This is a genomic window from Streptomyces sp. NPDC020299 (genome assembly GCF_044387825.1).
GTDB lineage: Bacteria > Actinomycetota > Actinomycetes > Streptomycetales > Streptomycetaceae > Streptomyces.
On the sequence record NZ_JBIRWL010000015.1, the window covers coordinates 118,399 to 141,869 of the forward strand.

General features: G+C 74.0%; 14 protein-coding genes. 3 read left to right on the plus strand and 11 right to left on the minus strand.

Features of this window, described 5'->3' with window-relative positions; all coding sequences use genetic code 11:
* Positions 1-3: 3 nt before the first annotated feature.
* The 7 genes from ACH45E_RS32770 to ACH45E_RS32800 form a co-directional block, all read right to left on the minus strand.
* Positions 4-426: a phage tail protein gene (locus ACH45E_RS32770; protein WP_361447153.1), complete on the minus strand. Its 423-nt coding sequence runs from the start codon at positions 424-426 to the stop codon at positions 4-6.
* A gap of 63 nt (positions 427-489) precedes the next feature.
* Positions 490-1,443 (minus strand): hypothetical protein, encoded by a 954-nt coding sequence (locus ACH45E_RS32775; protein ID WP_399042043.1) that lies wholly within the window; start codon positions 1,441-1,443, stop codon positions 490-492.
* Positions 1,444-3,636: 2,193 nt separating this feature from the next.
* The gene (locus ACH45E_RS32780) at positions 3,637-3,795 is read right to left on the minus strand and encodes a DUF6760 family protein (RefSeq protein WP_165955685.1); all 159 of its coding nucleotides are present in this window, start codon (positions 3,793-3,795) and stop codon (positions 3,637-3,639) included.
* Positions 3,792-4,325, minus strand: coding sequence for a hypothetical protein (locus ACH45E_RS32785; RefSeq protein ID WP_361447149.1), 534 nt, complete (start codon positions 4,323-4,325; stop codon positions 3,792-3,794). The genes ACH45E_RS32780 and ACH45E_RS32785 overlap by 4 nt, the downstream gene beginning before the upstream one ends.
* Complete coding sequence (locus tag ACH45E_RS32790) at positions 4,325-4,768, minus strand: phage tail protein (RefSeq protein WP_133047373.1); 444 nt, start codon at positions 4,766-4,768, stop codon at positions 4,325-4,327. The genes ACH45E_RS32785 and ACH45E_RS32790 overlap by 1 nt, the downstream gene beginning before the upstream one ends.
* Before the next feature lie 106 nt (positions 4,769-4,874).
* On the minus strand, positions 4,875-6,488 hold the full coding sequence (locus ACH45E_RS32795; protein ID WP_361447147.1) for a phage tail sheath subtilisin-like domain-containing protein: 1,614 nt from the start codon (positions 6,486-6,488) through the stop codon (positions 4,875-4,877).
* 140 nt (positions 6,489-6,628) lie between these two features.
* The gene (locus ACH45E_RS32800; protein ID WP_361447145.1) at positions 6,629-7,219 is read right to left on the minus strand and encodes a DUF4157 domain-containing protein; all 591 of its coding nucleotides are present in this window, start codon (positions 7,217-7,219) and stop codon (positions 6,629-6,631) included.
* Between the two features lie 219 nt (positions 7,220-7,438).
* On the opposite strand from ACH45E_RS32800, the gene ACH45E_RS32805 reads away from it, so the two are divergent.
* From ACH45E_RS32805 to ACH45E_RS32815, 3 genes are all read left to right on the plus strand, one after another.
* Positions 7,439-8,587 (plus strand): hypothetical protein, encoded by a 1,149-nt coding sequence (locus tag ACH45E_RS32805; RefSeq protein WP_361447143.1) that lies wholly within the window; start codon positions 7,439-7,441, stop codon positions 8,585-8,587.
* A 193-nt stretch (positions 8,588-8,780) separates the two neighbouring features.
* A complete protein-coding gene (locus ACH45E_RS32810) occupies positions 8,781-10,214 on the plus strand; it encodes a hydrolase (RefSeq protein ID WP_361447141.1) in 1,434 nt (477 codons plus the stop codon).
* A 4-nt stretch (positions 10,215-10,218) separates the two neighbouring features.
* Positions 10,219-11,664 carry an RICIN domain-containing protein gene (locus ACH45E_RS32815; protein WP_361447139.1) on the plus strand — a complete coding sequence of 482 codons (1,446 nt, stop codon included), beginning with the start codon at positions 10,219-10,221 and terminating at the stop codon, positions 11,662-11,664.
* A 9-nt stretch (positions 11,665-11,673) separates the two neighbouring features.
* Here ACH45E_RS32815 and ACH45E_RS32820 read toward each other — a convergent pair whose 3' ends face one another.
* The 4 genes from ACH45E_RS32820 to ACH45E_RS32835 all read right to left on the minus strand — a co-directional run bounded on the left by ACH45E_RS32820 (position 11,674) and on the right by ACH45E_RS32835 (position 23,394).
* On the minus strand, positions 11,674-13,737 hold the full coding sequence (locus tag ACH45E_RS32820) for an ATP-binding protein (RefSeq protein WP_361447137.1): 2,064 nt from the start codon (positions 13,735-13,737) through the stop codon (positions 11,674-11,676).
* Entirely contained in the window at positions 13,734-14,417 is a 684-nt protein-coding gene (locus ACH45E_RS32825; protein ID WP_361447135.1) for a DUF4255 domain-containing protein, read from the minus strand. Before ACH45E_RS32825 ends, ACH45E_RS32820 begins: the two co-directional genes overlap by 4 nt.
* Before the next feature lie 154 nt (positions 14,418-14,571).
* Positions 14,572-15,234 (minus strand): response regulator transcription factor, encoded by a 663-nt coding sequence (locus tag ACH45E_RS32830; RefSeq protein ID WP_361447133.1) that lies wholly within the window; start codon positions 15,232-15,234, stop codon positions 14,572-14,574.
* A gap of 3,036 nt (positions 15,235-18,270) precedes the next feature.
* The gene (locus tag ACH45E_RS32835; protein ID WP_361447131.1) at positions 18,271-23,394 is read right to left on the minus strand and encodes a hypothetical protein; all 5,124 of its coding nucleotides are present in this window, start codon (positions 23,392-23,394) and stop codon (positions 18,271-18,273) included.
* Between the last annotated feature and the right edge of the window lie 77 nt (positions 23,395-23,471).

Below are 23,471 nucleotides of genomic sequence, written 5' to 3' on the forward strand. Positions count from 1 at the left end.
CGTTCAGTCCGTGAACCCGTGGTGGGCGATCTCCAGCACCTCGGTCGCCACGGCCGGGTTGCCGGGGTCGAGGGTGGGACCGGTCCAGCTCACCGGCAGTACGTCGATCAGCCCCCAGCGGGCCACCTCGGAACCGTCCGCGCGCAGCGCCGCGATCTGGGCGGTGGGCCGCTTGATCCCCGTCTGCACGGACGAGATCCACTTGGCGACCCTGGTGGTGTCCGGGGTGAGCGGGCGGGTCAGCCGGATCGTGGAGAACGTGACACGGGTCGGCAGCTGCCAGACGAAGCCGTTGTTGCCGCCCTCCTGGCGGTGCTCGACCTCCACCTGCGACGACAGCCCCTCGCATCCGTTGAAGTAGCCGAGGCTCTCGCCGTCGATGCTGAGGCTGAACCAGATGGTGGAGCCCGGGTCCTGGCGGGACATCGAGGGGGGCCTTTCTGTCGTTCCTGTCGTTTGTTTCGTTCCTGGCCGGCCGGGGCGGGCCGGTCAGCGACGGGGGTCGCGTAGCTTGCCGATCCGTTCGCGGTCCAGGCGGAGTTCGGTGCGGATCAGACGGGTGATGCGGCCGATGATCCGGTGCACGAGTTCGTCCAGCTGGAAGTCGGTCAGCTCCCTCGGGTCGAAGGCGCCCGGCGCGATCGCCGCGTATTCGGGCGGGGGTGGTTCGCCGGGGGGCGGGGTGTACGGGGGTGGAGCGGCGGCCTGGGCCGTGTACGGGGGCGGCGGCGCGTCCGCCGTCCGGCGGGTGACGGGCGGCGTGGGCACGGTGCCGGCGACGGTCGCCGCGGCGGCGGCAGCCAGGGCGCCGGTGGCCGAGCCCCCCTTGGCCGGCTTCTTCGCCCACTTTCCGAAACGCTGGACGACGGGGAGGGGCGGGGTGGGTGCGGCGGTGCCTGGGGGCGGAGGTGGCGTGAGAGGGGCCACCGGCACGGGAGTACGGGCGGTGGGGGTGGCTGAACGCTGCACGCTGGTCGGGTGGCTCGGCGTCGCCGCCGGGGCGGGTGCGGCGGCGACGCGTGTCGCGTCCGCGGGCGGGGTGGTCATGGGAACGCCGAGGGGGGAGCGGCGGGGGGCGGTGGCCCGGGTGACGCGCTGTATCACGGGCGAGGGCGCGTCGGCGGGGTCGGTAGGAGGCGTCGGGATGGCTGGGAGGGCGGGAGTCCGGCGCTCGGGGGAGCCGGGGGCGTGTGTTGCCGGTGCGGGCGCGCTCGGCCGCTGCTTGGGGCTCGGCTGGACGGACGGGGCCGCAGGGGCGGCGGGCGGCGAGGAGACCGGTGCGCCCAGACCGAGGCGGGACGTCCGGCCGGTCACGCTGCGCTGGATGGCGGGCGTCGCGCCGGGAGAGCCGTCGGCCCGTACGGGGGTCTGGCGCTCGGGGGAGCCGGCCGCGGGCACCTTGCCGGAGGGCGCCGCCGTCCGCTGAACGGGGGGCTTGCTCATGTCCTGCGCGGGTGAGGTGCTGGGCGTGGCCGGTTCGGGGAGCGGTGGGGTGGCCGGTGTGTTCGAGGGCGCCGCGACCCGCTGTGCGTCCACCACGGAGCGGGGCTGGGATGTGGCCGTAGCGGCAGAAGGCGCGGGGCGGGCAGCAGCCGTGGGGCGCCCCAGACCACCCGAGACGCGAGCGGGGTCGGGCGACGCGGGGCGCGGGCGGCCGGAGCCGGTGGCCGGCTGACGCTGGACGACGGGAGGTGTTGCGGCGGGGTGGGCGGTCGTCGGGGGCGGAGTCGAGGGTGCCGGGGTGGCGGCTGTGGCGGGGAGGTGGTGATGGTCTGCCGATGTAGTGCTGGGCTGGGGGGAGTTGGCGCCCGGCCTTTGTTGGACGACGGGAGGTGTTGCGGCGGGACCGGCGCTCGCCGGGGGCAGAGTTGAGGGGGCCGGGGTGGCGGCTGTGGCGGGGAGGCCTGCCTGGGCGGGTGCGGTGCCCGCGCGGAGGCTGTTCGGCGACGTAGTGCTGGGCAGCGGGGTGTCGGCGCCCGGCTGTCGTTGGACGACGGGAGATGTTGCGGCGGGGCGGGCGGTCGTCGCGGGCGGAGCCGGGGACGCGTCGGCCGTGTCGGGGAGGCTTTCGTGGGCGTGCTCGGCGCCGGAGTCCTCACCCCGGGTCGGCGTTGCCGGGGTGGGGCCGCCGCCGGTCACGGATCGCTGTACGGAGATGCCGTCGGCCGCCCCGATGCCTCCGGACGACGTCGCTGTCCGCTGGACGGTGGGCGCGGTTTCGGCACGGTGAGCCGCAGTGGCCGGGGTGTGGTCCGGCGATGGCGCGGAGGATCCGCTCGTGTGCCGTGCTGTCGGCGCGTTGGGTGTCGTGCCGCTGTTGGGTGCGGAGGGGCGTCGCTGGACGGGTGGACCGGTTTCGGTGTGGTGAGGGGCACTGGTCGGGCCGCTGGGCGCGGGTGGCGTGGGTGGTCCGCTGGTGGGTGTGGCTTGTGGTCGCTGGGCGGGGGTTTCGGCGTGGTGTGTTGTTCCGGCCGGTGGTGGCGGGTTGGGTGTCGTGCCGCTGTTGGGTGCGGAGGGGCGTCGCTGGACGGGTGGAGCGGTTTCGGTGTGGTGAGGGGCACTGGTCGGGCCGCTGGGCGCGGGTGGCGTGGGTGATCCGCTCGTGGGCGCGGGATCGGCGCCGTCAGCGGCGGAGCCCGTGTCCTTCGACGTCGGCGGACCCGAGGGCGCGCCGCTCACAGGCGTAGGAAGCCGTCGGGCCACCGGCAGTGTCCGTCGCTGAACCGCCGCCGCCCCGGTGCGCGCCCGCGTGAGGGAACTCGGCCGGGGCGAAGAGCCCGTCGGCACGGGTGTCGCCCGGAGACCGGAGACGGGGAGCGGCGCGTTCGCCGCCGGGGTGGACGGCGGTTCGGGAGACACCACCGGGACATCCGGACCGGCAACCGCGGCGGCCCGCGCCGAAGCGGGCGGCACCGAGCCGCCGGCACCCGCCCGCTGGACCGAGGGTGCCTGCACTCCCGTACGCGCGGCTCCGCCGACCGGGGCCGACGAGATCGCGGGGGCGGACGCAGTGGGCCCGCTCGGCGGGGTGTCTCCGGTGGACGGAGCCGACACGAACGCGGAAGCAGCCGCAGCGGGCCCGCCGGGCGCGGTCGCCCCGGCCGGAGCCGACGCGGACGTGGCGGTGGGCCCGCCGGGAGCAACCGGCCCCCTCGGCACAGCCGTTCGGGCCGGCGAGGCCGATCCACCCGCCGCGCCCCCCACCCCCGGCACCCGCGGCGGAAGCAACCGCAGCGGTACCGCCGGGGCACGCTGTACCACCGGCTGCCCGGGAGGGCCGGCCAACGGCAGGGCGCCGAGCGGGTTTTCGAGGCCGGAGACGGGTCGTGCCGTCGACGAGCGGAAGGTGCCGCCGAGCATCGCGCTCGACCGCCCGTCGAGCACCGTAGGGGACCCCGCGGCGGTGAACGACGGGTTCTGCCACGTAGGCAGCCGCCCACCGAACCGGGCGTCGGCGACCCCGGACGGGCTGGGGGCCAGCGCCCGCTGGATCGGGGGCAGCCCAGGCCAGGCGGCGGCCACCACCGGCCGTCCGCCCGTCGGTACGTCACCGCTCGCGGGCGACGGGCCCACCGCGGCATCGGCGGAGCCCTCCGCAGGCACCCGCTTCCGGAACCGGTCCAGGAAACCCACCGCTCAGCCCTCCGCGCCGGCCCGCGTCACCAGGGACGCGATCTGGTCCGTGTAACGGCGGCGGTCGTGGTGTTCCAGGTCCAGGATCTCCTCCAGGCTCCAGTGGAAGTGGTAGGCGACGTACGCGATCTCCTCGTGCAGCCGGTCGGTCGCGTACGTCACGATTCCCCCAGGCGGCTCCCGCCGAGTTCCACCTCGAACGGCTCCGCGCAGTGCGGGCACCGCACGGCGGCCCGGGTGTGGCCCTCCGCGTTGATCTGGCGGTAGAAGTCCTGGAGGAAGGCCAGGTCGGAGGCAAACATGTTCTCCACGATCCCGTCGTGCACCAGGGGCAGCGTGCCGAGCCGGGTGATGACCCGGCCCAGCAGCACCACCGACAGGAACGCCGGGTTCTCCTGCACCCGCACATCGCGCAGCGGGACGAGTTCGTCCCGCGCCGTCGACAGACGCATCACACCGTCCCGGTGGACGGTGCCCGCCTCGTCGACGTACCCGCGCGGCAGCTGGAAGGGGAACTCCGTGCGCAGTGACTCCTGTTGCTGCACGGGGGCGGGCCCCGAAGCGGGCCCCGGAACAGGGGCCGGCAGCGACTCCGGCCCCGGCCCGGACACGTCCACACCCGTCTCCGCCCCCGGCGCCTCCGCGCCGGAGTAGGAGACGGCGCCACCGGCCCTGGCAGCCGTACGCCGCATTACTCGATGACCAGTTCTTCGAACGCGATGGTCACCGTCTCGGTGAGGGCGGCCGCCTCGCCCGCCTTCACCGTGCTCGCGTCGATCTTGTTGCACCAGGCGTTGCGCAGGTGGTAGCGCTTCACCGGGTTGTTCTGGAAGTCCATCATGATGATGGAGGCGTTCTTGCGGGCCGTGGTCATCTGGCCCGAGATGGACTCGTTGATCCACTGGGTGAACGAGGCCGACTGGGTCATACCGCGCACGACCGTGCAGGTGCCGTTCTTCTTCACACCCGGCAGGTTCTTGACCACGTTCTGGCCGTTGGGGGTGTTCTGCTGGTAGGTGATGACGTCCTGCTCGATGCTGAGGCCGCTGACCTCGGCCAGGTACTCGACCATCACGCCGTCGATCTGCAGGCCGAAATTGTGTGAGGTGAGGGCGTCACCCGGCTGGAGACTCATGTGTTCGCTGTCCTTGTCAGGGTCCTACTGAGAAACGCGTACGGAAAGGCCGTACCGAAAGGCCGTACCGAAAGGCCGTACGAAAAGGGCGTACGACGGGTGAGTCCTACTCCTCCAACTCCCCGCTGCCGCTGGAGAACTGGGCCAGCCGGAAGATCACGAACTCGGCGGGCTTGACCGGCGCGATGCCGATCTCGCAGACGACCCGGCCGACGTCGACCGACTCCGGCGGGTTGGTCTCCTCGTCGCACTTGACGTAGTACGCCTCCTCGGGCCGCTGGCCGAAGAGCGCGCCGCTGCGCCACTCGTTGACCAGGAACGCCGAGATGTTGCGCCGGATGCGGGCCCACAGGGCGTGGTCGTTCGGCTCGAACACCACCCACTGCGTGCCGATGAGGATCGACTCCTCCAGGTAGTTGAAGTACCTGCGGATGTTCAGGTAGCGCCAGGCCGGGTCCGAGGACAGGGTGCGCGCACCCCACACCCGGATGCCACGGCCCGGGAACGCGCGGATGCAGTTGACGCCGATCGGGTTGAGCAGGTCCTGCTCGCCCCGGGTGATCTGGATCTCCAGGTCGACCGCGCCGCGTACGACCTCGTTGGCGGGCGCCTTGTGCACCCCGCGCTCGGAGTCGTTGCGGGCCCAGATGCCGGCGACGTGTCCGCTCGGCGGGATCAGCCGGGACTGGCCGCTCGCCGGGTCGAAGGTCTTGATCCACGGGTAGTACAGGGCCGCGTACTTGGAGTCGTAGCCGGCCGTCTCCTGCCGCCAGACACGGATCTGACGGGCGTTCATGCTCGGCGGCGGGTCGATGATCGCGACCCGGTCGCCCATCAGCTCGCAGTGCGCGATCAGCCCGAGCTGGACCGCCTTGACGGCCTCCAGGTCGATCGCGCCGCGCTGGTAGGCGGCCATCAGGTCGGGCACCGTGACCATGGAGATCTCGTCGATCGCCTCCAGGCCGCCGAAGCCGGTGCGGTCGGCGGAGTCGCCGAGGTACGTCGCCGGGCCGGGGTGCGACTCGTGCGGTGTGCCGGACGGCGCACCGGACGACGGTACGGCGGGAGCGGCGGCCGGGGCCGGGAGGGCGACCGTCTGGTTGTCCGGGCGGGCCAGCTGCGCGGCCGGCGCGGCCTCGGTGACGGTGATGAGCTTGGAGCGCTCCTTGACCTGCGTGACGACGTAGTTGCGGCCGCCCTTCTTGGCGGTCACGTCGAAGCTCTCGACGGGCTTGTCGCCGTCCTTGACGATCAGCTTGAACCGCTCGGCCGGGCCCTCGCCCTCCGGATCGGCGACCTCGACGCTCAGCGAACCGCTGCTGGCCGGGGCGATGGCCGTCACCGCGAACGTGCCGAGCTGGCGCGGCTCGGCGGGCGGCAGCTCGGCCGGGGCGGCGGAACCGGCCACGGCGGCGGGGACGGTGCCCGCCGAGCCGTCGACGGACGCGCCCTCGGCGGAGCCGCCGACGCGGACCACGTAGGCCGCCGATCCGCCGTTGTTGAAGAAGCCGTAGACCGAGTGCGCGAGGTAGTACCCCTCGGTGAACTCACCGAAGGAGGCGACGTACTGGCTCCAGTTGGTGACCAGCGTCGGCTCGTTCAGCGGACCGGTCGGCGCGAGTCCCACGAAGGCCGCGACCGACGTGCCCACCCCCTCGATGGGGCGCGAGCCGCTGGCCACCTCCTCGACGTAGACGCCGGGCGACAGGTAGGACGGCATGCTCTGCTCTCCTCGGGGTACGAGACAGGAACAACTCCAGCCTCACGCGCGCAGCGCGCGCTCCGAAACGTCTTCGGGTACCCGTTCCGGGGCAGTGTTCTTGCCCGGATGGGCAGCCCGTGCCTCCGCCGGGGCCCGGACTAAGGCCGCGCCCGGGCCGCGTCCCGTGCCTCCCGCTCCTCGTGGGAGTCGTCGTCCGAGATGCTCAGCCCGTTGCCGTCGTCCTCGCCGGAGACGGGTCCGGCGGCCTGCTGGAAGGTGTGCCACACCTCGTGCCGGACGTCCTCCTCGGTGTGGTCGGCGCCCAGCACGATGTGATGGCCCGAGGTATAGGCGCGGGCCCCGATCTCGGCGGCCGAGCGCTGGGCGGTGGCATCGGTGTGCACTCGCAGGTGGGAGAGGTCGGCGCCGCCGTAGTGCGCCGACACCCGTTCGGCCTGCGGGCCGACGAACGGCCGGCCGGACGTCCCCAGCACGTCGTGCACCGTCGAGCGCTGCACCGGCAGCGCGTGTCCGCAGTGCGCGTCATGCGTGTGCGACTCCTGAGCGACGCGCTGGACCACCGCGGCGTTGCCCGCTGTCCGCTGGAGCGCCAGGACCTGCCCCGGTGTCAGCGGGGTGCCCGCTGCCGGGGCGTACCCGTGAGCGGAGGGTGGTGAGACGACTCCACGTGTGCCTCGTCCCGCCCTGCCGGTGACCTGTTCGAGGTCCTGCTCCTGATGAGCGCGCATGTACTCTCTCCGCCTCCTGGATGTGGGTGTCAGTCCTCTCTACGACGATGTGGGTCCGCGGCGGAAGAGGTGATGGGGCAGTCTTCGTGACCCTGAGGTCCGGGCCGGTCCGGGCAGTTGAGACTTCCCCCCACGGCGCCCGAAAGTGCCTTCCGGGCCGCGCGCGACGGGCGTATTCGTAGCGGGGTATGCCGTGCCACGCCGACGGAGGGAAGTCCCATGCGTTCCTACGAGCTGGACAGGGCGCGGCAGGACGCCCAGTCGCGCCGCGCTCCGGCCGCCGGCACGCGCGGGACCGGGCTGCGCCCGGTCCGGCCCGGGGCGGGCGGCCTGGACAGCGGCGCGCTCCTCGCCCTGCAGCGCAGCGCGGGGAACGCCGCGGTGGTGGGCGCTCTGGATGAGACCCGGCCCGCACACGGCGCTGGATGCGGGCACGAGCAGGCGACGCCGCCTTCGGTGCAGCGTTCAGCGGTGCGGGGCGCGTCGGGCCACGCCGTTCCCGTGCAGCGGGCGCTGTCGTACAAGGGTGAGAAGCTGACACTGGAGCAGGCGCGTGGGCACGTGCTCGGGGCACAGTCGGCGGCTCTCACCCCGGCCGAGACGGCGGCGCTGAGTGCGCTGGTCGAGGACACGACACAGAACCACGACGTCAGCAGCGGCGAGGAACTGGTCCGGCTGCTGAGGTCCCACCTGCGCGCCGAGTGGGGGCTGACCCCTGAGCAGGTGGATCTCTTCGACAGGTACCAGGGCGGCGAGTACAAGACGTGGAACAAGGCGCTGCGCAGTGGGAAGGTCCCCGAGCGGTACGAGGTGGCCGACAAGACGTCCGAGATGATCGCCGGGCTCGCGCAGATCGCCAAGACCAAGCAGAAGGTGCAGCGCACGCTCTCTTTCGAGACCCGCGAGCAGTTCAACGCCTACGCCAGGCAGTTCGAAGAGGGCAAGGAGTACACGGCGGTGCAGTTCGAGTCGACGACGCGGCGGCTGGGCGCGACATTGGATCTCCCGGAGAAGGCCGTGTACGTGGTCACGTTGTCCATCGACGCGCAGGGGTTTCACGGCGGCGAGATGTCGTCGGCGATCAGCGTGGTGCAGAAGAGCGAAGGCGAGACGGTCTTCCCGCCCGGTGCCAGGTTCAAGGTCACCCGTGCGCCCGAACAGCCGCCGGAGGGCAGGGAGTTCAGCACCACGAGCCCGTTCCAGACGTACGGCGAGATGACCGAGCTGGAGGAGCTGGACACCAGCAAGCAGCGGATGCCGACCAAGGAGGAGAGCCGCGCGGCCACCAGGGCGCTGCTGCTGGGTGGCTCCGGGCTCTCCAGCCGTCCGGCCCCCACGGCGGGAAGCGCCAGGAAGAGGTCCTTCTGAACGAGGGTCCCGGCGCAGGGCTCGTACCGCTTCGGAATGTTCGCACAGCCCATGAGGTGCGGCTTTGCCCCGTCGCACGGCGAAATCGTCAACGCCCCGCACCGGCTGGAGGGGCACCCGTGGTGCACCTTGGGGTAGCGAGCGCTGCCCCGAGTCCTGCGACATGGTGGCGGCACTTCCGTAGCGTGCTGGCGTGAGCCTGTGGACTTCTCTGGAACCGGCTTCCGCGACGGTGGATCCGGGTGGCAGTACGCGTGTGCGGCTGCGATTGCGCAATACCGGTGACGTGGTCGACGAGTACCGCTTCGAGCCGGTGGGGCCCATAGCGCCCTGGACCACCGTCGAACCCCCCTCGCTCCGGCTGTACCCGGGGACGACGGGGACGGTGGAGCTGACCTTCGCGCCGCCGCGTACGCCGGACGCGACGGCAGGGCCGAACCCGTACGCGGTGCGGATCACGCCGACCGAGCACCCCGAGGCGACGACGGTCCCCGAGGGGAACCTGACGATCACCCCGTTCACGGAGGTGCGGGCGGAGCTGGTGCCGCCGACGGTGAAGGGCCGGTTCCGTGGGCGGCCCCGGCTGGCGGTCGACAACCTCGGCAACACCAAGCTCACCGCCTCGGTCAGCGGCAGTGACAACGGTGACCAGTTGTCGTACGACATCCATCCGAGCAACGTGCAGATCGAGCCGGGCCGGGCGGCGTTCGTGAAGGCGACGCTGAAGCCGCGGAAGATCATCTGGTTCGGGGCGAAGGAACAGCGGCCGTACACGCTGTCCGTGCTCCGGTCCGGGGCCAACCCGCTTCCGGTGGAGGGGACTTACGTCCAGCGCGGGTTTCTTCCTCGCTGGCTGGCCACCTTCTTCGGTGTCTTCACGGCCCTCGCGGTCACCTTCGTGATGCTGTGGATCGCCTACAAGCCCCCCGTGGGCACCGGTGCCACCGAGAAGGTCACCGAGGCCGGCGCCACCCTCGCCCCCAGCCCCTCGGCGTCCGCGTCGCCCGCGCTGCCGCCGGCCCCCGCGATGACCAGCGCGCCGCCGGCCGCCGAGACCGGTGCCGCGGCCGGGGCCGGGGCGGGCGGGTCCGGCGGCGGCGGAGGCGGCGCCAAGGCCACGGTGACGGCCAAACCCAAGACGGACACGGCGGCGACCGCCGTGAACCGGCTGGCGACCCACGACCCCAGCGGGCGGCACGTCTGCTACCGCGCCTACGTCCAGGACGACGGCTGGCAGAAGCCGGTGTGCGACGGCACCGTCGCAGGCACGGTCGGACAGGGCAAGGCGATCAAGGCGCTCAACGTCGCGGTGTACGGCGTCCAGGGCTCCGCCGGTACCGCCATGGTGTACGACCCCCAGTCCACCAACGGCCAGGGCAAGTGGAAGCCGAGCTGGACGGCCATCGTCGCCGACGGCAAGGACAACTACATCGGCAGCACGAAGAAGGACGACCCGTACATGGTGACCTTCGTCTGGAACGTGGGCTCCGGACAGGCCTGCAGCACGCCCAAGATCAGCGACCAGAACTGGGACGACCAGACCTGCAACAACGCACGCCCGGACCTCAACACCGCCGGCCACTTCGACAACGCGCGCCGGCTCGAAGCCATCAAGCTGACGGTGTGACGACATGACTCTCTGGACCTCACTCGAGCCCGCTTCCGCGACGGTGGATCCGGGTGGCAGTACGTGTGTGCGGCTGCGGTTGCGCAATACCGGTGACGTGGTCGACGAGTACCGCTTCGAGCCGGTGGGGCCCATAGCGCCCTGGACGACCGTGGAACCGCAGACCCTGCGGCTCTACCCGGGGACGACGGGGACGGTGGAGCTGACCTTCGCGCCGCCGCGCACCCCGGACGCGACGGCAGGGCCGAACCCGTACGCGGTGCGGATCACACCGACCGAGCACCCCGAGGCGACGACGGTCCCCGAGGGCAACCTCACCATCACCCCGTTCACGGAGGTGCGGGCGGAGCTGGTGCCGCCGACGGTGAAGGGCCGGTTCCGTGGGCGGCCCCGGCTGGCGGTCGACAACCTCGGCAACACCAAGCTCACCGCCTCGGTCAGCGGCAGTGACAACGGTGACCAGTTGTCGTACGACATCCACCCGAGCAACGTGCAGATCGAGCCGGGCCGGGCGGCGTTCGTGAAGGCGACGCTGAAGCCGCGGAAGATCATCTGGTTCGGGGCGAAGGAACAGCGGCCGTACACGCTCGCCGTCCAGCGATCGGGCACGAACCCCCTTCCCGTGGAGGGTACTTACGTCCAGCGCGGGTTCCTGCCGCGCTGGCTGGCCACCTTCTTCGGTGTCCTCACGGCTCTCGCGGTCACCTTCGTGATGCTGTGGATCGCCTACAAGCCCCCCGTGGGCACCGGTGCCACCGAGAAGGTCGCCGAGGCCGGCACCACCCTCGCCCCGTCCCCGACACCCCCCCCGGCCCTCACCTCGGCCGCCCCGCCCGAGTCGGCCGCGGCCGGGACACCGGCCGCCCCCGACGACGGCGACAAGGGCGATGACGGCGGCGGGAGCTCGGGTGGCGGCGGTGGCGGTGGCAGTTCACCGGCCGCGCCCAGGAAGCACGCGAAGCCCGTGGTCCCGGCGAGCAACATCCTGCTGCGCAACACCACCACCAAGAAGTGCGCGGACATCCCGAACTACGACAAGGGCGCGATCAACGGCCCCGTACGCGAGTTCACCTGCGACGGCACCACGAACGACAACCAGCTGTGGAACCTGGAGGTGAAGTACGCGAAGGGCGGTCCCGGCGGCCGTCCCCTCTTCCAGATCCGCAACGTCAAGGACCAGCTCTGCATGGACCTGCCCAACTACGGGGCCCAGCCCGTCAGGACCGCGATCACCGAGTTCACCTGCGACGGCACGACCGCCGACAACCAGCTGTGGTGGGTGCAGAAGCAGCAGAGCGGCGCCTACTGGATCCGCAACTTCGCCAGCGACAACAAGTGCCTGGACGTGGCCGGCTACAGCACCGGCGGCAACGACACCAACCTCACGCTCTTCGACTGCTCCAACGACGACGACCAGGAGTGGCTGATCGTCCACCCCACCACCGGCTGATCACCGGCGTCACCAGGCGCCCTCGCCGGGCAGCAGCCGGCCCGCCTTGCGGTACTCCCGGCGGGCGCCCTCCAGGAGGTCGGCCGCGGTGACCACGTCGTCGCGGCCGGCGGCGAGGTACGCGGCGGTCACCACGGCACTGCGGATGGAGCCGCCGGCCAGCTCGAAGTCGGCGGCCACCGGGCCGGGGTCGATGCCGTCGGCGCAGGGCACGTGGGCCAGGGAGTGCCGCCACAGGGCGAGGCGCTGCCCGGCGTCGGGGAAGGGGAAGTCGACCACCAGGTCCAGGCGCCGGGTGAACGCCTCGTCGATGTTGGCGCGCAGGTTGGTGGTGAGCAGGGCGATGCCGTCGAAGGACTCCAGCCGCTGGAGCAGGTAGGCGCTCTCCATGTTGGCGTACCGGTCGTGGGAGTCCTTCACCTCGGACCGCTTGCCGAAGACGGCGTCGGCCTCGTCGAAGAGCAGCACGGCGTCCGTGCGGTCGGCCTCGGTGAAGATGCGCTCGAGGTTCTTCTCGGTCTCGCCGACGTACTTGTCGACCACGGACGACAGCTGGACCACGTAGAGGTCGAGGCCCAGCTCGGCCGCGACGACCTCGGCGGAGAGGGTCTTGCCGGTGCCGGACTCGCCGGCGAACAGGCCGAGCACGCCCCGGCCCCGGCCGCCGCCCGCACTGAGCCGCCAGTCGCCGAGGACCCGGTCGCGGTGCCGGGCGCGCAGGGCGAGCTCCCGCAGCTGGGTCAGCGGGCGGTCCGGCAGCACGAGGTCGGTCCAGTCGACGGCCGGACGGATCCGGCGGGCGTGCTGCTCCAGACCGGAGGCCGACTGCTGGCGGGCGGCGACGCGCAGGTGGGCGGGGGAGAGCGGGGCGCCCTCGAAACCCGCGAGGCCCTGGGCCGCTCGGGCGGCGCGGGCGATCCGGTCGTCGGGGAGGTGGTACGGGGCGACGGTGGCCGCCAGGTCGAAGCCGGGCTCCTCGCCGAGCACCGCCGACCAGGTGCCCACCGCCCCGGCGCGGCGCCGGGGCACCTCCAGGACGAGGGGGTCGTGGTCGCACCACTGGGGATCGTACGGGCGCGGGCCGGTGATCAGGACGGTGACGTCGGATGCCGCCCCCAACTCCCCGAGCAGCGCGCCGGGCCGGTCCGGCAGCCCGGAGACGACGACGGCGCACCCGCCCAGCCGCGCCTCCCGCAGCAGCTCGGGCACCCGGTCCTCGGAGCCCGAGAAGCGCACGGCGGGGAGGCCTGCCCTGTCCAGCGCGGCGGCGACGCAGACCAGCCCGTCCCCGTCGCGGCCCTCGCGGAGATAGGCGGTGAGCGGGGGACCGGAGGTGAGCCGGGCGGCCAGCCGGTGCACGAAACGGGTGAAGTCGGCCTGATCGCCCTCGTGGTGCTCGCCGCCGGGGTCGCCACCGGGTTCGTCGTCGTACGACGGCGGGGGCGCCGGCAGCGGATGGAGCTGTCCGGCGAGCGCGGCGTCGGGCGTGTCGTCGCCCAGCAGGTGTGCCACGAGCCGGTCGGGCACGCGCAACGAGCGGCCGAGGAAAGGCCGTTCGGGTTCCTCCAGTGTGAGCAGCCCCAGCGCGCACAGCGGGGCCGAGGGGTGCAGCCGGGCCCGGGCGCCCGCCGAGTGGGCGGGGATGCCGCACAGGTCGAGGGCGAGGGCGGCGGTGGCCCGCCGCCTGCTGACGTCGTCGTTGAGGTAGCCGTACAGCGGCTCGAACGTGCGGTCCAGGTCGGGGGCGAGGGCGATGAGCAGCAGGGCGGCGTCGAGCTCGGTCAGGCCGAGGCGGGCGGACAGGGCCGCGAGGCGGTCGTCCGATGGCCCGGCGGGGCCGGGCGGTCCGGCCGGCAGAGTCGGCAGGGGCTCCGCCGGGCGCAGCAGATGCCGTACCGCCTCCTCCGACAGGTACAGGCCGCGCAAGGGATCGGTGGCCGTGGGGTCGTCGGCCGAGCGGTGCTCGACCAGCAGGGCGACCCGGTCGCGCAGGGCGGCGAGGCGGGCGAGGAGCGGGGCGGCGGGGTCGGACGCCGCCGCCGTCACGTCGTACGCCGGGGTCCATGTGATCATGACGCCCGGCCCGCCCCGCCGCGCCGCATGGCGGCCTTCCGGGCGGCCCGGGCCGCCGCCACCTGCCGGGGCCGGTGCGCGCGTTCCTCCGCCTCGGCCGGAACGCCGTCCATGGTGCGCACGCGGACCGCCACGCCCTCGGTGACCGGCGGCCCGGCGTCGTACTCGGGGTACGCCGGGAAGGGCGCGGTGACCACCAGGTCGAGGGACGGCTTCAGTTCACCGCCGAGCGCGGACCAGATCTCCGCCAGGGAACGCGACTCCGTCTGGATACCGGCCACCGACAGCGGTACCGCCATGCCCAGTGCGCCCAGCGCACCGGGCAGTTCGGACGGCGGCAGCAGCTCGCGCGGGATCAGGGTGGCCAGCACGGCGGACAGCAGCCGGTGTTCGTCCTGCGGCTGCTTGGTCCACGCCGTCACCAGGTACGACAGCCGGAACCAGCGCGGCGGCTGGCGGCGCTTGACGACCACCTCGCGCTCGTCGAGTACGGGGATGTGGCCGCGCTGGCGGCGGTTCACATCCTCCCGGATGTCGTACAGGTAGGCGTTGATCGTGGGGGCGTTGCGGCGGGCGGCCCAGTCCCGGGTGGGGGCGTCGAAGGCGACGTCGATGCCGGAGCCGGTCAGCGCGCCACCGCCGAGCAGGGCCTTGAGTACCTCGTCCACCTCGTGGATCACCGTCGTGCTCCCGCCCTGCCGTGCCCGGTCCCGCCCGTCCGTCTGCCGCCGTACCCGATCCTGCCCTCCGGGGCGGCCGTCCCCGCAGGCACGCCGGGGACGGCGGCGGGGCAGAGCGGAGTGCCCAAGGGGTCGGTTTCGTATGCCCGTTCGGTCAGATGTAGCCTTCACGCAGGGCGTGCGCCACGGCGTGCGCCCGGTTGCGCAGGTGCAGCCGCGTGGTCAGTCCGTGCACGACGTTCTTGACGGTCCGTTCGGAGTAGGACAGCTTGCTGGCGATCTCTCCGGTGTCGAACCCCTCGGCGACCAGCCGCAGTACGTCCACCTCGCGCGAAGTCAGGCCCGAGGCGGGGGCGCCCGGCCGGCCGGCCGCGCCGCGGTGCAGCGTGCCCACCTGGGTGATGAGCCGGCCGAGCAGGTCGGCCGGCAGGTCGCCGTCGCCGCGGGCCGCCGCCAGGACGGCCTGCACCAGCCGGGTCGCGGTCGCCTCGTGGCGCCACACGATCGCGCCCACCCCGCACTCGATCACATCGAGCAGCTCGGCCTCCCGCAGGGCCCGCACGACGAGCACCGCCCGTGCCCCCTCGCTGCGCACCAGCCGGCGCAGCCGGGTCAGCGCGGCCTCGTCGAGCACGTCGTCGACGAGCAGCGCCACCGTGTCCGGCCCCGACTCCTCTCTGAGGTCGATCTCCGGGTACCGGCGCAACTGGCTCAGCACCCCCTCCCGCAGGATCGGGTCAGGGGCGTGCACCGTCACCGGTATCCGCTCGGCGGAACCGGGCGCGCCGGGATGCGTGGGCCGCGATGAGCTGAGCAAACTGTTCCCCCATGTCCACGTGCCTGCCACCTCTGTGGGACCGGTGGCAGGCGTGTGGTCCCCACACTCCTGGGGCCACAGGGACCCGAGCAATCGTGGAGCACCACGAGCGGCACCACGAGATCGGCGGTACGGCGACCACGAGGTCTGTGACCCGCACGACACCCGTGGTTTCCGCGACGGCCGCGACGACCGCAACGACCGCGACGGCTGCGACGTGTACGACGGTGACCCGTCCGAGCAAGGAGGCAGGGATGTCCGGACCGCACCGTGACCAGCCGGGTGAACTCCGCGAGGCCGCCGCGCTGCTGGCGGCCGGGGCCGCGCGCGCCCGGGCCGGCAACGGCGGCCTGGTGCTGCTGCGCGGGGCCACCGGCACCGGCCGGACCACCGTCCTGGAAGCCGCCGCCGAGGACGCCGCCGACCACGGCATGCGGGTGCTGCGCGCCCGCTGCGCACCCGGCGACGCCACCGTCCCCTTCGCCGCCGTCCTCCAACTCCTCGGCCCCGTACAGTGGTTCGGGCAGCCCGAGGGCGCCGGCGGCGAACGCGAACAGGCCGCGCTGCTGTGGCGGATCCTGCGCGAGTACGCCGAGGAGTCGCCGCTGCTGATCGCCGTGGACGACGTCCACCTCGCCGACGCCCCCTCGTACCGCTGGCTGGTGGAGTCCGCCCGGCACGTGGACCGATTACGGATCCCGATCCTGCTGGCGGTCACCGAACGCAGCCAGTACGACATCGACCCGTCCGCACCGGGCTTCACCCACACCCTCTCGCCCGCCCTCGTCCACACCCACACCCTCGCCCCGCTCACCGCGGACGCGGCGGCCCAACTGGTACGCACCCGGGCCCCGGCCGCCACCGAGGCATGGGTCGACGACTGCGTACGCGCCGGCGCCGGCAGCCCGATGCTGCTGCACGCCCTCCTCGACGACCTCGCCGGCCCGGACCGGCAGCCGGCCGTGCCGGAGACCGCCGCCGCGCTGTACCCGGGCGCGTACCCGGCGGCCGTGTCGTGGTGGCTGGACAGCGCGGGGCCCGGCACGGCGGAGGTGGCGCGGGCGCTCGCCGCCCTGGACGAGGGCTGGGACGGTACGGCGGGCGCCGACCCCGGCTGCACCGCGGAAGGCCTGGGCGGGCTGCTCGCCGAACTCGCGGACGCCGACCCGGCCCGGGTGACGGGCTGGCTCACCGCGATGACCGGCCTGGGCGTGCTGTCGCCCGATGCCGACGGCCGCGCCCGGTACGCCCACCCCCTGCTGCGGGACGCGGTGCTCACCGGAGTGCCCGCGGACCGGCGGCGGGCGGCGCACCGGCAGGCCGCCGAACGGATGCTGCACCGCGGCGCCCCCACCGAGACGGTCGCCCGGCAACTGCTGCTGTCCGGCCCGGTGGGCGACCCCTGGGCGCCGGGCGTGCTCCAGGAAGCCGCCGGTCTGGCCCTGCGCGACGGCCGTGCCGACGCCGCCGTCACCTTCCTGCGCCGGGCCCTCGACGAGCCGCTGCCCGACGAGCGCCGGCAGCGGCTGCTGACCGAACTGGGCTCCCTGGAGTGCGCGGGACCGGGGATTGCGTCCGGGATCTCCCGGCTCAGCGAGGCCCTGCGACTGCCCGGCGCCCCGCAGGACCGGGTCCGGGCCGCCCTCGCCCTCGGCACCGCACTGGCCGGACGCGGCAGGGCCCGCGCCGCCGTCGAGGTGCTGCGCACGGTGGACGGCCAGCTCGCCGACCGCCCCGATCTCGCGGTTCCCCTGCACAGTGCCTCCGCGCTGCTGTCCGACCAGGACCAGACGATCCGCCGTGACGTGTACGGGTGGCTGTGCGACACCGCCGAACGCTCGCCCGAGCTGGTCGGGCCGGCCACCCGGGCCCTGCTCGTCCGGCACGCGGCCACCGCAGGGCTCACCTCGGCGGACGACGCGATGAAGCAGGTGCGTGCCCTGCTCGCCGAGCCCGCCGACCCGCTGGCCGAGCCGTTCCTGCTGGGCACGGCCGCCGCGGTCGCCCAGTGGGCCGACGAACTCGACGAGGCGGACCGGCTCGTGGACCGCGGTCTGGCCGGTCAGCGCCCCGACCTGCTGCACCCGATGCACGAGGCGCTGCTCAACACACGGGCCGACATCGCGGCGGCCCGCGGCGAGTACGGGCGGCTGCCCGCCGAACCGCCCGTGACCGCGGACACCGGGCCCGCCAACGCCCACGCCCTCACCCTGATCGCACTCGTGGAACAGGGCCGTACGGACGAGGCGCGGCGGCTCGCCGACGGCTTCGACCTGCACGCGGCGCCCGACAACTGGGAGCTGAACCGGTTCCTGTACGCACGCGGTGTGCAGCGCGCCGCCTCGGGCGACCCGGCGGGCGCCCTGCACGACTTCCTGGAGTGCGGCCGCCGCCAGTCGGCCCGCGAGGTGGTCAGTCCCGTCGTCACCCCGTGGCGCTCGGCCGCCGCCGAGTGCCGGTTCGCGCTCGGCAGCCCCCGGGAGGCGCTCGCGCTCGCCGAGGAGGAACTGCGGCTGGCCAGGGTGTGGGGCACGCCCCGCACGGTGGGCCGCGCCGTGCGGGTGCTCGGCACGGTCACGGGGGGCCGGAGAGGGCTGGAGCTGGCCGAGGAGGCCGTACGCGTGCTGCGGGACGCCGGTACCGGCACGGAGCCGGAGCTGGTGGCCGCGCTCGTCGCGCGGGGCCGGCAGCTGACCGCCGCCGGCGACCGCGCCCGGGCCCGGGAGGGACTGCGGGAGGCGGCCGAACGCGCCGAGCGGCTGGCGGCGCCGCGCCTGCGCTCACTCGCCGAGGAGGCCCTCCGTGAGGGCGGGGCCCGCCGTAAGGGCGCCGCCCGCACCGGCTCCGGCGCCCTCACCGGCAGCGAGCGCCGCATCGCCCAACTCGCCGCCGACGGCCGTACGAACACCGAGATCGCCGCGCTGCTGCACCTCGCCCGGCGCACCGTGGAGACCCATCTCACCAACGTCTACAAGAAGTTGGGGATACGGCGGCGGGGCGAACTGAGCGCGGCGCTGGGCGGCGACCCGGGGGCCGCTAACTCGCCGGCGGGGCCGGTGCCGCCGCCTTCCTCAGGCCCAGCCGGTCGTCGGGGTCCTGGAGCAGGGCGCCCTGGGCCGTCAGCATGCGGCGGACCATCGGCTCCGGCAGGCGGATGACCACCGGCGTGGGGAGGGTGAGCTCCCGTACCGCGGTCGAGGTACGCCCGGACCGCGCCCGGTTGGCCACCTCGGCCACCACCCTGACGTCCAGCGTGAACTGCACCAGGACGGCGGTCGTCTTCGGCTTGTGCAGCGGCATCGAGCCGGAGGAGTTCACCGCCGTGTCGGTCGCCCCGCCCGAGCCGCCGGCGTTGCCCATCAGCTGGTTGAGCCGGAACTCGTCGGCGTTCAGCAGCCCGGCGCCCAGCAGTCCCCGACCCTGCCGGCCGTGGTCGGCGGAGCTCTGACCGTCCGCCTGGGTGGGGCGGGGCGCCCCCAGGTGGCTCTGGCCCACCGTCTCGAAGGTCATCTTGTCGCCGGTGCCCAGGACCCGCCCGGCGCGCAGCCGCGCGTGCAGCGAGGCGCGCAGGTCCTGTCCCTCGACACCGGTCGCGTGGACCGGCGGCAGGTCCACCCCGGCGGAGGTCAGCAACGGCAGCGCCGCGATCAGCCACTCGGTGGAGACCGCCTCGTTCAGGGCGTACGCGGCGGCCTCCCCCTTGTCCCGGAAGCGGTCACCGCCGCCCGCCGCGCGGACCGCAGAGGTGACGAGCTCCCGTACCCGGGGCGCTCCCTGGAAGCCGTTGACCTGGGCCTCCATCGGCAGCCGCACACCGGCCGCGCGCCAGGCGCCGAGGCCGGCCGGGGGGCCGCTCCGCGCGCCTTGGGAGGCGTCCGGAGCGGCCCCGCGGGGCGCGGTCACCCGGCCGAGAGCCTCCAGGTCCTTCTCCAGGACGCGGTGGGTCAGCGCCAGACCGGCCAACTGGACCATCTCGACCCGGGTGCCGCCCCGGTACAGTTCGAGGCTCGCCCGGATCGGCACGTTCATCCTGGCCGCCCTGGCGGTCTTCGCCTCCGCGACCGTCTTCATGCCGAGCTGGCCCCGGCTCGCCACACCGTCGCGGCCTGCGCCGGCGGAGGCGACGCCGAGCCCCGCCGCGCCGCCCATGCTCTTCAACTGGCCCGCGCCGCCGTCCGGTTTGCCCGACCCCGCGAGGAGGCCCTCGACGCCGGTCACCACGCTCTCGTCGCGGGACTCGGCCCGCTGGGCGACGGCCGAGGTGATGTACTCCATGTCCCGGCCGTCGTCCGCCGTGCCCTTGCGGCGGCCGTCGCCCACGCGGTCGACCCGGAACACCGCCCAGTAGGGCGTCCGGCGTCCGTCGAACAGTTCGACCGTGACCCCGCCGTCCATGGCACTGGACAGCAGTCCCGCCGAACCGTCCCGGTCCAGGACGCGCAGCAGCCGCTGCACGTTGTCGTTGCGGTCCTGGAGCTGCTGCCTGGGCAACAGGTCGTCGGCGAGGTCCTGCCGTTTCGTCCGGGCGAGGCGCGTCCGCAGCCGCTCCAGCAGCGGCACGAAGTCCGGCAGGTCCTCGACCATGCCGAAGCCGAGGGGGAGGTTCCGTGCCAGGGACGGGCCGGAGCGGACCGGCGCGGGCGCGGAGGACGTACTCGCGTCCCGGTCAGCGGCCCTGTCCTGACCGGCGGCCCGCTCGGCGGCCGTCCGGGAACTCTCCGCCCCGTCCACTCCCCGCGCCGAGGACGGCACCGGGGCCGCCTCCGCGTCGAGCCCGAGCTGTCGGCGTATCGCCGCGGGCAACTGCTCCTCCGTCAGCCACACCGCGGCCGCGGCGGGCAGGGTCCGGGCGGCCTTCGTCACATAGGGACCGCCGCCGGTGACCCTGACCTCCGCGACCATGTTGACCAGCAGGTCGCACTGGACCAGGTAGAGCGGGGCCTTCTTCGGGGTGTGGGCGTTGCGCTCGACCGTGCCGGACACGGAGGAGGCCTCGGCGCAGCCCCGGCCCCTGGTGCGGTACGACGCGAGGCCCTGGCCGGTGCGCCACTGCGGGCCGTTCTCCGAGCCCGTCGCCCCCACCTGCACCGTGCTGGTGGTGCTCCGCCCCTGCTGCCCGGCGGACTGGTGGCCGCCGAGCACGAAGGTCTCCGTGCCGGGGCCCGCGCCCCTGTGCAGGAACTTCGGGTTGGTCAGTGCGAGCCGGGTGCCGACCGCCCCGTTCAGCGCGGCCAGGCGGCGCGGGTACCGCAGGTTCTTGACCACCCAGCCCGAGGACGCCGCCTGCCGCAGGGACGCCGTGATCGCCTGCGGGCTGAACCGCTCCTCGATCGCCAGCCGCGGGGCGAGTCCCTCCGTCGCCAGTGCCGGGTCGTCGCGGAAGCCCTTGTCGCGGGCGGCGGCCCGGGACAGCAACTGGAAGGCCAGGTCCCGGATGGGCTGCCCGTCGCCGACCGTCTCCACGAGCTGCCAGTCCCGCAGCGCCCGCCCGACGGCCGGCCGGGTGGTGAGCGCGGCCAGGTCTCCGATGCCCGCGGCGGCGAAGTCGTGCTCGGGGGCGGGAGCCTGCGCCCTGCGCCGGTCCCGCACCGCGTCGCGCCGCTGACTGCCCTCCTCGTCCAGCGTGAACTCCGTCGGCGTGAGCAGCCGTACGTCCTGCTCGCCCATGCTCAGCCCCGCCAGCAGTTTCGCCTCCGGCGCGTCCTGCCCCGGGGAGCCCGGGGTGAGGCTGCGGGCGAGCTTGCGCTGCCGCGAGGTCATGGTGACGTCCACGTCCAGGCGCAGGGCCGCCCCGAAGGCGCTCGCCTGCTCCGATCCGTTGGTGAGGACGTCCGTACGGGTGGTGGGTCCGGCCTGGTTCCGGCGCGTGCCGGCGCTGTGCTTCTCGTAGCGGGCCGATCCGGTCAGCGCACCGGGCACCAGCCGGGCCTGGGCGAGGACGAGACCACCGACCGACCGTGAACTGCTGCGACCGCTCTGGGAGTTGCTGGTGACGCCGGAGTGGCTGCGGACCAGCCAGTCACCGATGTCGCCGAGGTAGCCGGTCTCGCGCAGCGCGCCCCTGACCCGTATCTGCACGTCGTGCGCGTGCAGGGTGGTCTTGCGGCGCAGCCGCACCCGGATGCCGGTGGACAGCAACTGGTCCTTGTTGACCCGGAGGTTGGTCTCCGAAAGGGCGGCCATCAGCTCCCGGTGGTTGTGCCGCTGGGCCTCCGCCTCCTCCTTGCCGGGGAGCGTCCCGTGAGGGGTGGCGCCGAACGCGGGCAGATAGCCGGCCAGCCGGGAATCGGTCGCGAACAGCTCCTGGACGGCCTTGACCATCGGCCCGGTGTCCAGTCGGCTCAGGGTGACGCTCGATCCCATGCCGCCGAAGGGCAGATGGCGCTCGACGTCCTCCTCGGTCTCCGCGCCGTCCGCGCCCCGCACCTTCCGCTTCGGCTTCTCGATGAACTCGCCCGCCGTCACCCCCGGCGGCAGCGGCAGCCCGAGCGAGCGCGCCTCGTCGGCGCGCAGGCTGATCCACACGTTCATGGTGTGCCCGGCGACCCGGGCCCGCGGGTCGAGGACCATTCCGGCCGACCGGGGGCCCGTACCCTCCACGGTGAACCTGACGGTCCCGAAGTAGAGCACCTTCTCGCCCCGGACCTCCGCGCCCTGCCGGCTGGACACCGTCTGCTCGGCCACGGTGAACCGCGCACTGCGGGCGGACGCGACCGGCATGGCGGTGCCCCGCACGACGGCCGCGTTCCCGGCCGCGCCGACGCCGATCGCCGGCCCCACTCCGCCGGCGGCCGCACGCCCCTTGCCCGCGGACTCGGTGACGGAGTGCTGGGTCTGCTGGTGGGTGCGCAGCTGGGTCTTGCCGGTGCCCCAGGCCGGCGAGAGCCCGGTGATCGCGGCGCGCATGCGGTAACTGCCCACGGTGCCGCCGTCCTTGGCGGCCAGGTCCGCGCCGGTCACGCCGTCCCGCAGCAGCCGCGGCAGGTCCTCCAGGACCGTCGCCGTCGAGGTCGCCTCGTAGAGCCGGGCCCGGCCGGGCGCGCCGGGTGCGCTCAGCGAGGGGTGCAGGACGGAGGCGACCGCGTCGAAGAGCCCGCCGCCGCCCTGGTGCGGGGCGGCCGTGTCGGCCACGCCCACCGGGGCCATGGAGTCGGCCAGCGATACCAGTCGGGCGGTGTCCTCGCCGACGGGGCGCGGCGCGCGGGGCGCCCCCGTGCCGGCCGGGACCAGGTGCTCGGTCGGCACCCGCTGGGTGAGCGTGCCGGGGCCCTGGGAGGTCTGCTCGTCCCGTGCGCCGTGCTTCCTGATCCGTACCCCGTACCGCACCCTGCGCGGCACCTCGACCGAGCCCTTGTCGCTGCGCAGCACGCGCGGCTCGGCCACGTTCCTCTGGCTGCGGGACTCCCGCGAGGACTGCCAGGGCTGGACGGTGCCGGTGGCGGCGCCGCCCAGCCACAGCCCCGGCACGACGGGCGCGAGCCCGAAGGCCATGCCGCCCGCGCCCTTGGCCGAGGACGAGCCGGCCGTGCTGCCCACGGTGGCCGCGGTGTTGTGCTGGACGTCGACCTTGGTGTCCTTGCCCTCGGCGTCGTCCAGTTCCGCCAGGGGCGCCCCGTCCGGGTCCGGTCCGACCTCGCCCAGGACGTCCCTCGGGTGGAAGACCGGCGGCCGGTCGTCGGGCGCGGGGGAGACGGTGACGGTGACGTCGAACCACTCCTTGCCGGTCTTCCCCCGCACGGCGAAGGCGCGGCCCCGCCCGAAGAAGCTCTCCGGCCGGCCGGCCAGTTCGGCGGCGATGTCGGCGACCGTGCCCCCGTCGTGCCCGACGGCCCCGGCCACGGTGGTGCGGACGAAGTCGTGCCCGGTCAGCCCGTACGCCGTGGACAGCCCGGCCGCCGTCAGGTCCGTCAGGTACGGCGGCAGGGTGAACCCCCGCTCGCTCTCCCTGATGCCCGGCGGCGCGGCGGCGGGCCGCTGCCGGGGCACGGGCCGGGACATCCCGTCCTGCCGGTGCCTGAGCGCCCGCGCGGTGGCCGTGTTGCCCGCGGACCGCTGTAGGGCGAGCAGGGGCTGTGAAGGAGGTTCCGGGGTGCGAGGGGCCAGGGGAGCCCGCTGGGGCCCCTTCGCCCGGCCGTCCCCTGGCTGCTGCTGTGTCCGCACGGCCCAAAAGTAATCACCGCCGGCACCGCCGGCGGGCGGTCACCGGACACCCGGGACATTCGCCGCTCCCGCATCAC

Bases quoted from the DNA above. Each gene is read 5' to 3' on its own strand.
- ACH45E_RS32770 (WP_361447153.1), bottom strand. From the start codon at position 426: ATGTCCCGCCAGGACCCGGGCTCCACCATCTGGTTCAGCCTCAGCATC.
- ACH45E_RS32775 (WP_399042043.1), bottom strand. From the start codon at position 1,443: ATGAGCAAGCCCCCCGTTCAGCGGACGGCGGCGCCCTCCGGCAAGGTG.
- ACH45E_RS32785 (WP_361447149.1), bottom strand. From the start codon at position 4,325: ATGCGGCGTACGGCTGCCAGGGCCGGTGGCGCCGTCTCCTACTCCGGC.
- ACH45E_RS32790 (WP_133047373.1), bottom strand. From the start codon at position 4,768: ATGAGTCTCCAGCCGGGTGACGCCCTCACCTCACACAATTTCGGCCTG.
- ACH45E_RS32795 (WP_361447147.1), bottom strand. From the start codon at position 6,488: ATGCCGTCCTACCTGTCGCCCGGCGTCTACGTCGAGGAGGTGGCCAGC.
- ACH45E_RS32800 (WP_361447145.1), bottom strand. From the start codon at position 7,219: ATGCGCGCTCATCAGGAGCAGGACCTCGAACAGGTCACCGGCAGGGCG.
- ACH45E_RS32805 (WP_361447143.1), top strand. From the start codon at position 7,439: ATGCGTTCCTACGAGCTGGACAGGGCGCGGCAGGACGCCCAGTCGCGC.
- ACH45E_RS32815 (WP_361447139.1), top strand. From the start codon at position 10,219: ATGACTCTCTGGACCTCACTCGAGCCCGCTTCCGCGACGGTGGATCCG.
- ACH45E_RS32820 (WP_361447137.1), bottom strand. From the start codon at position 13,737: ATGATCACATGGACCCCGGCGTACGACGTGACGGCGGCGGCGTCCGAC.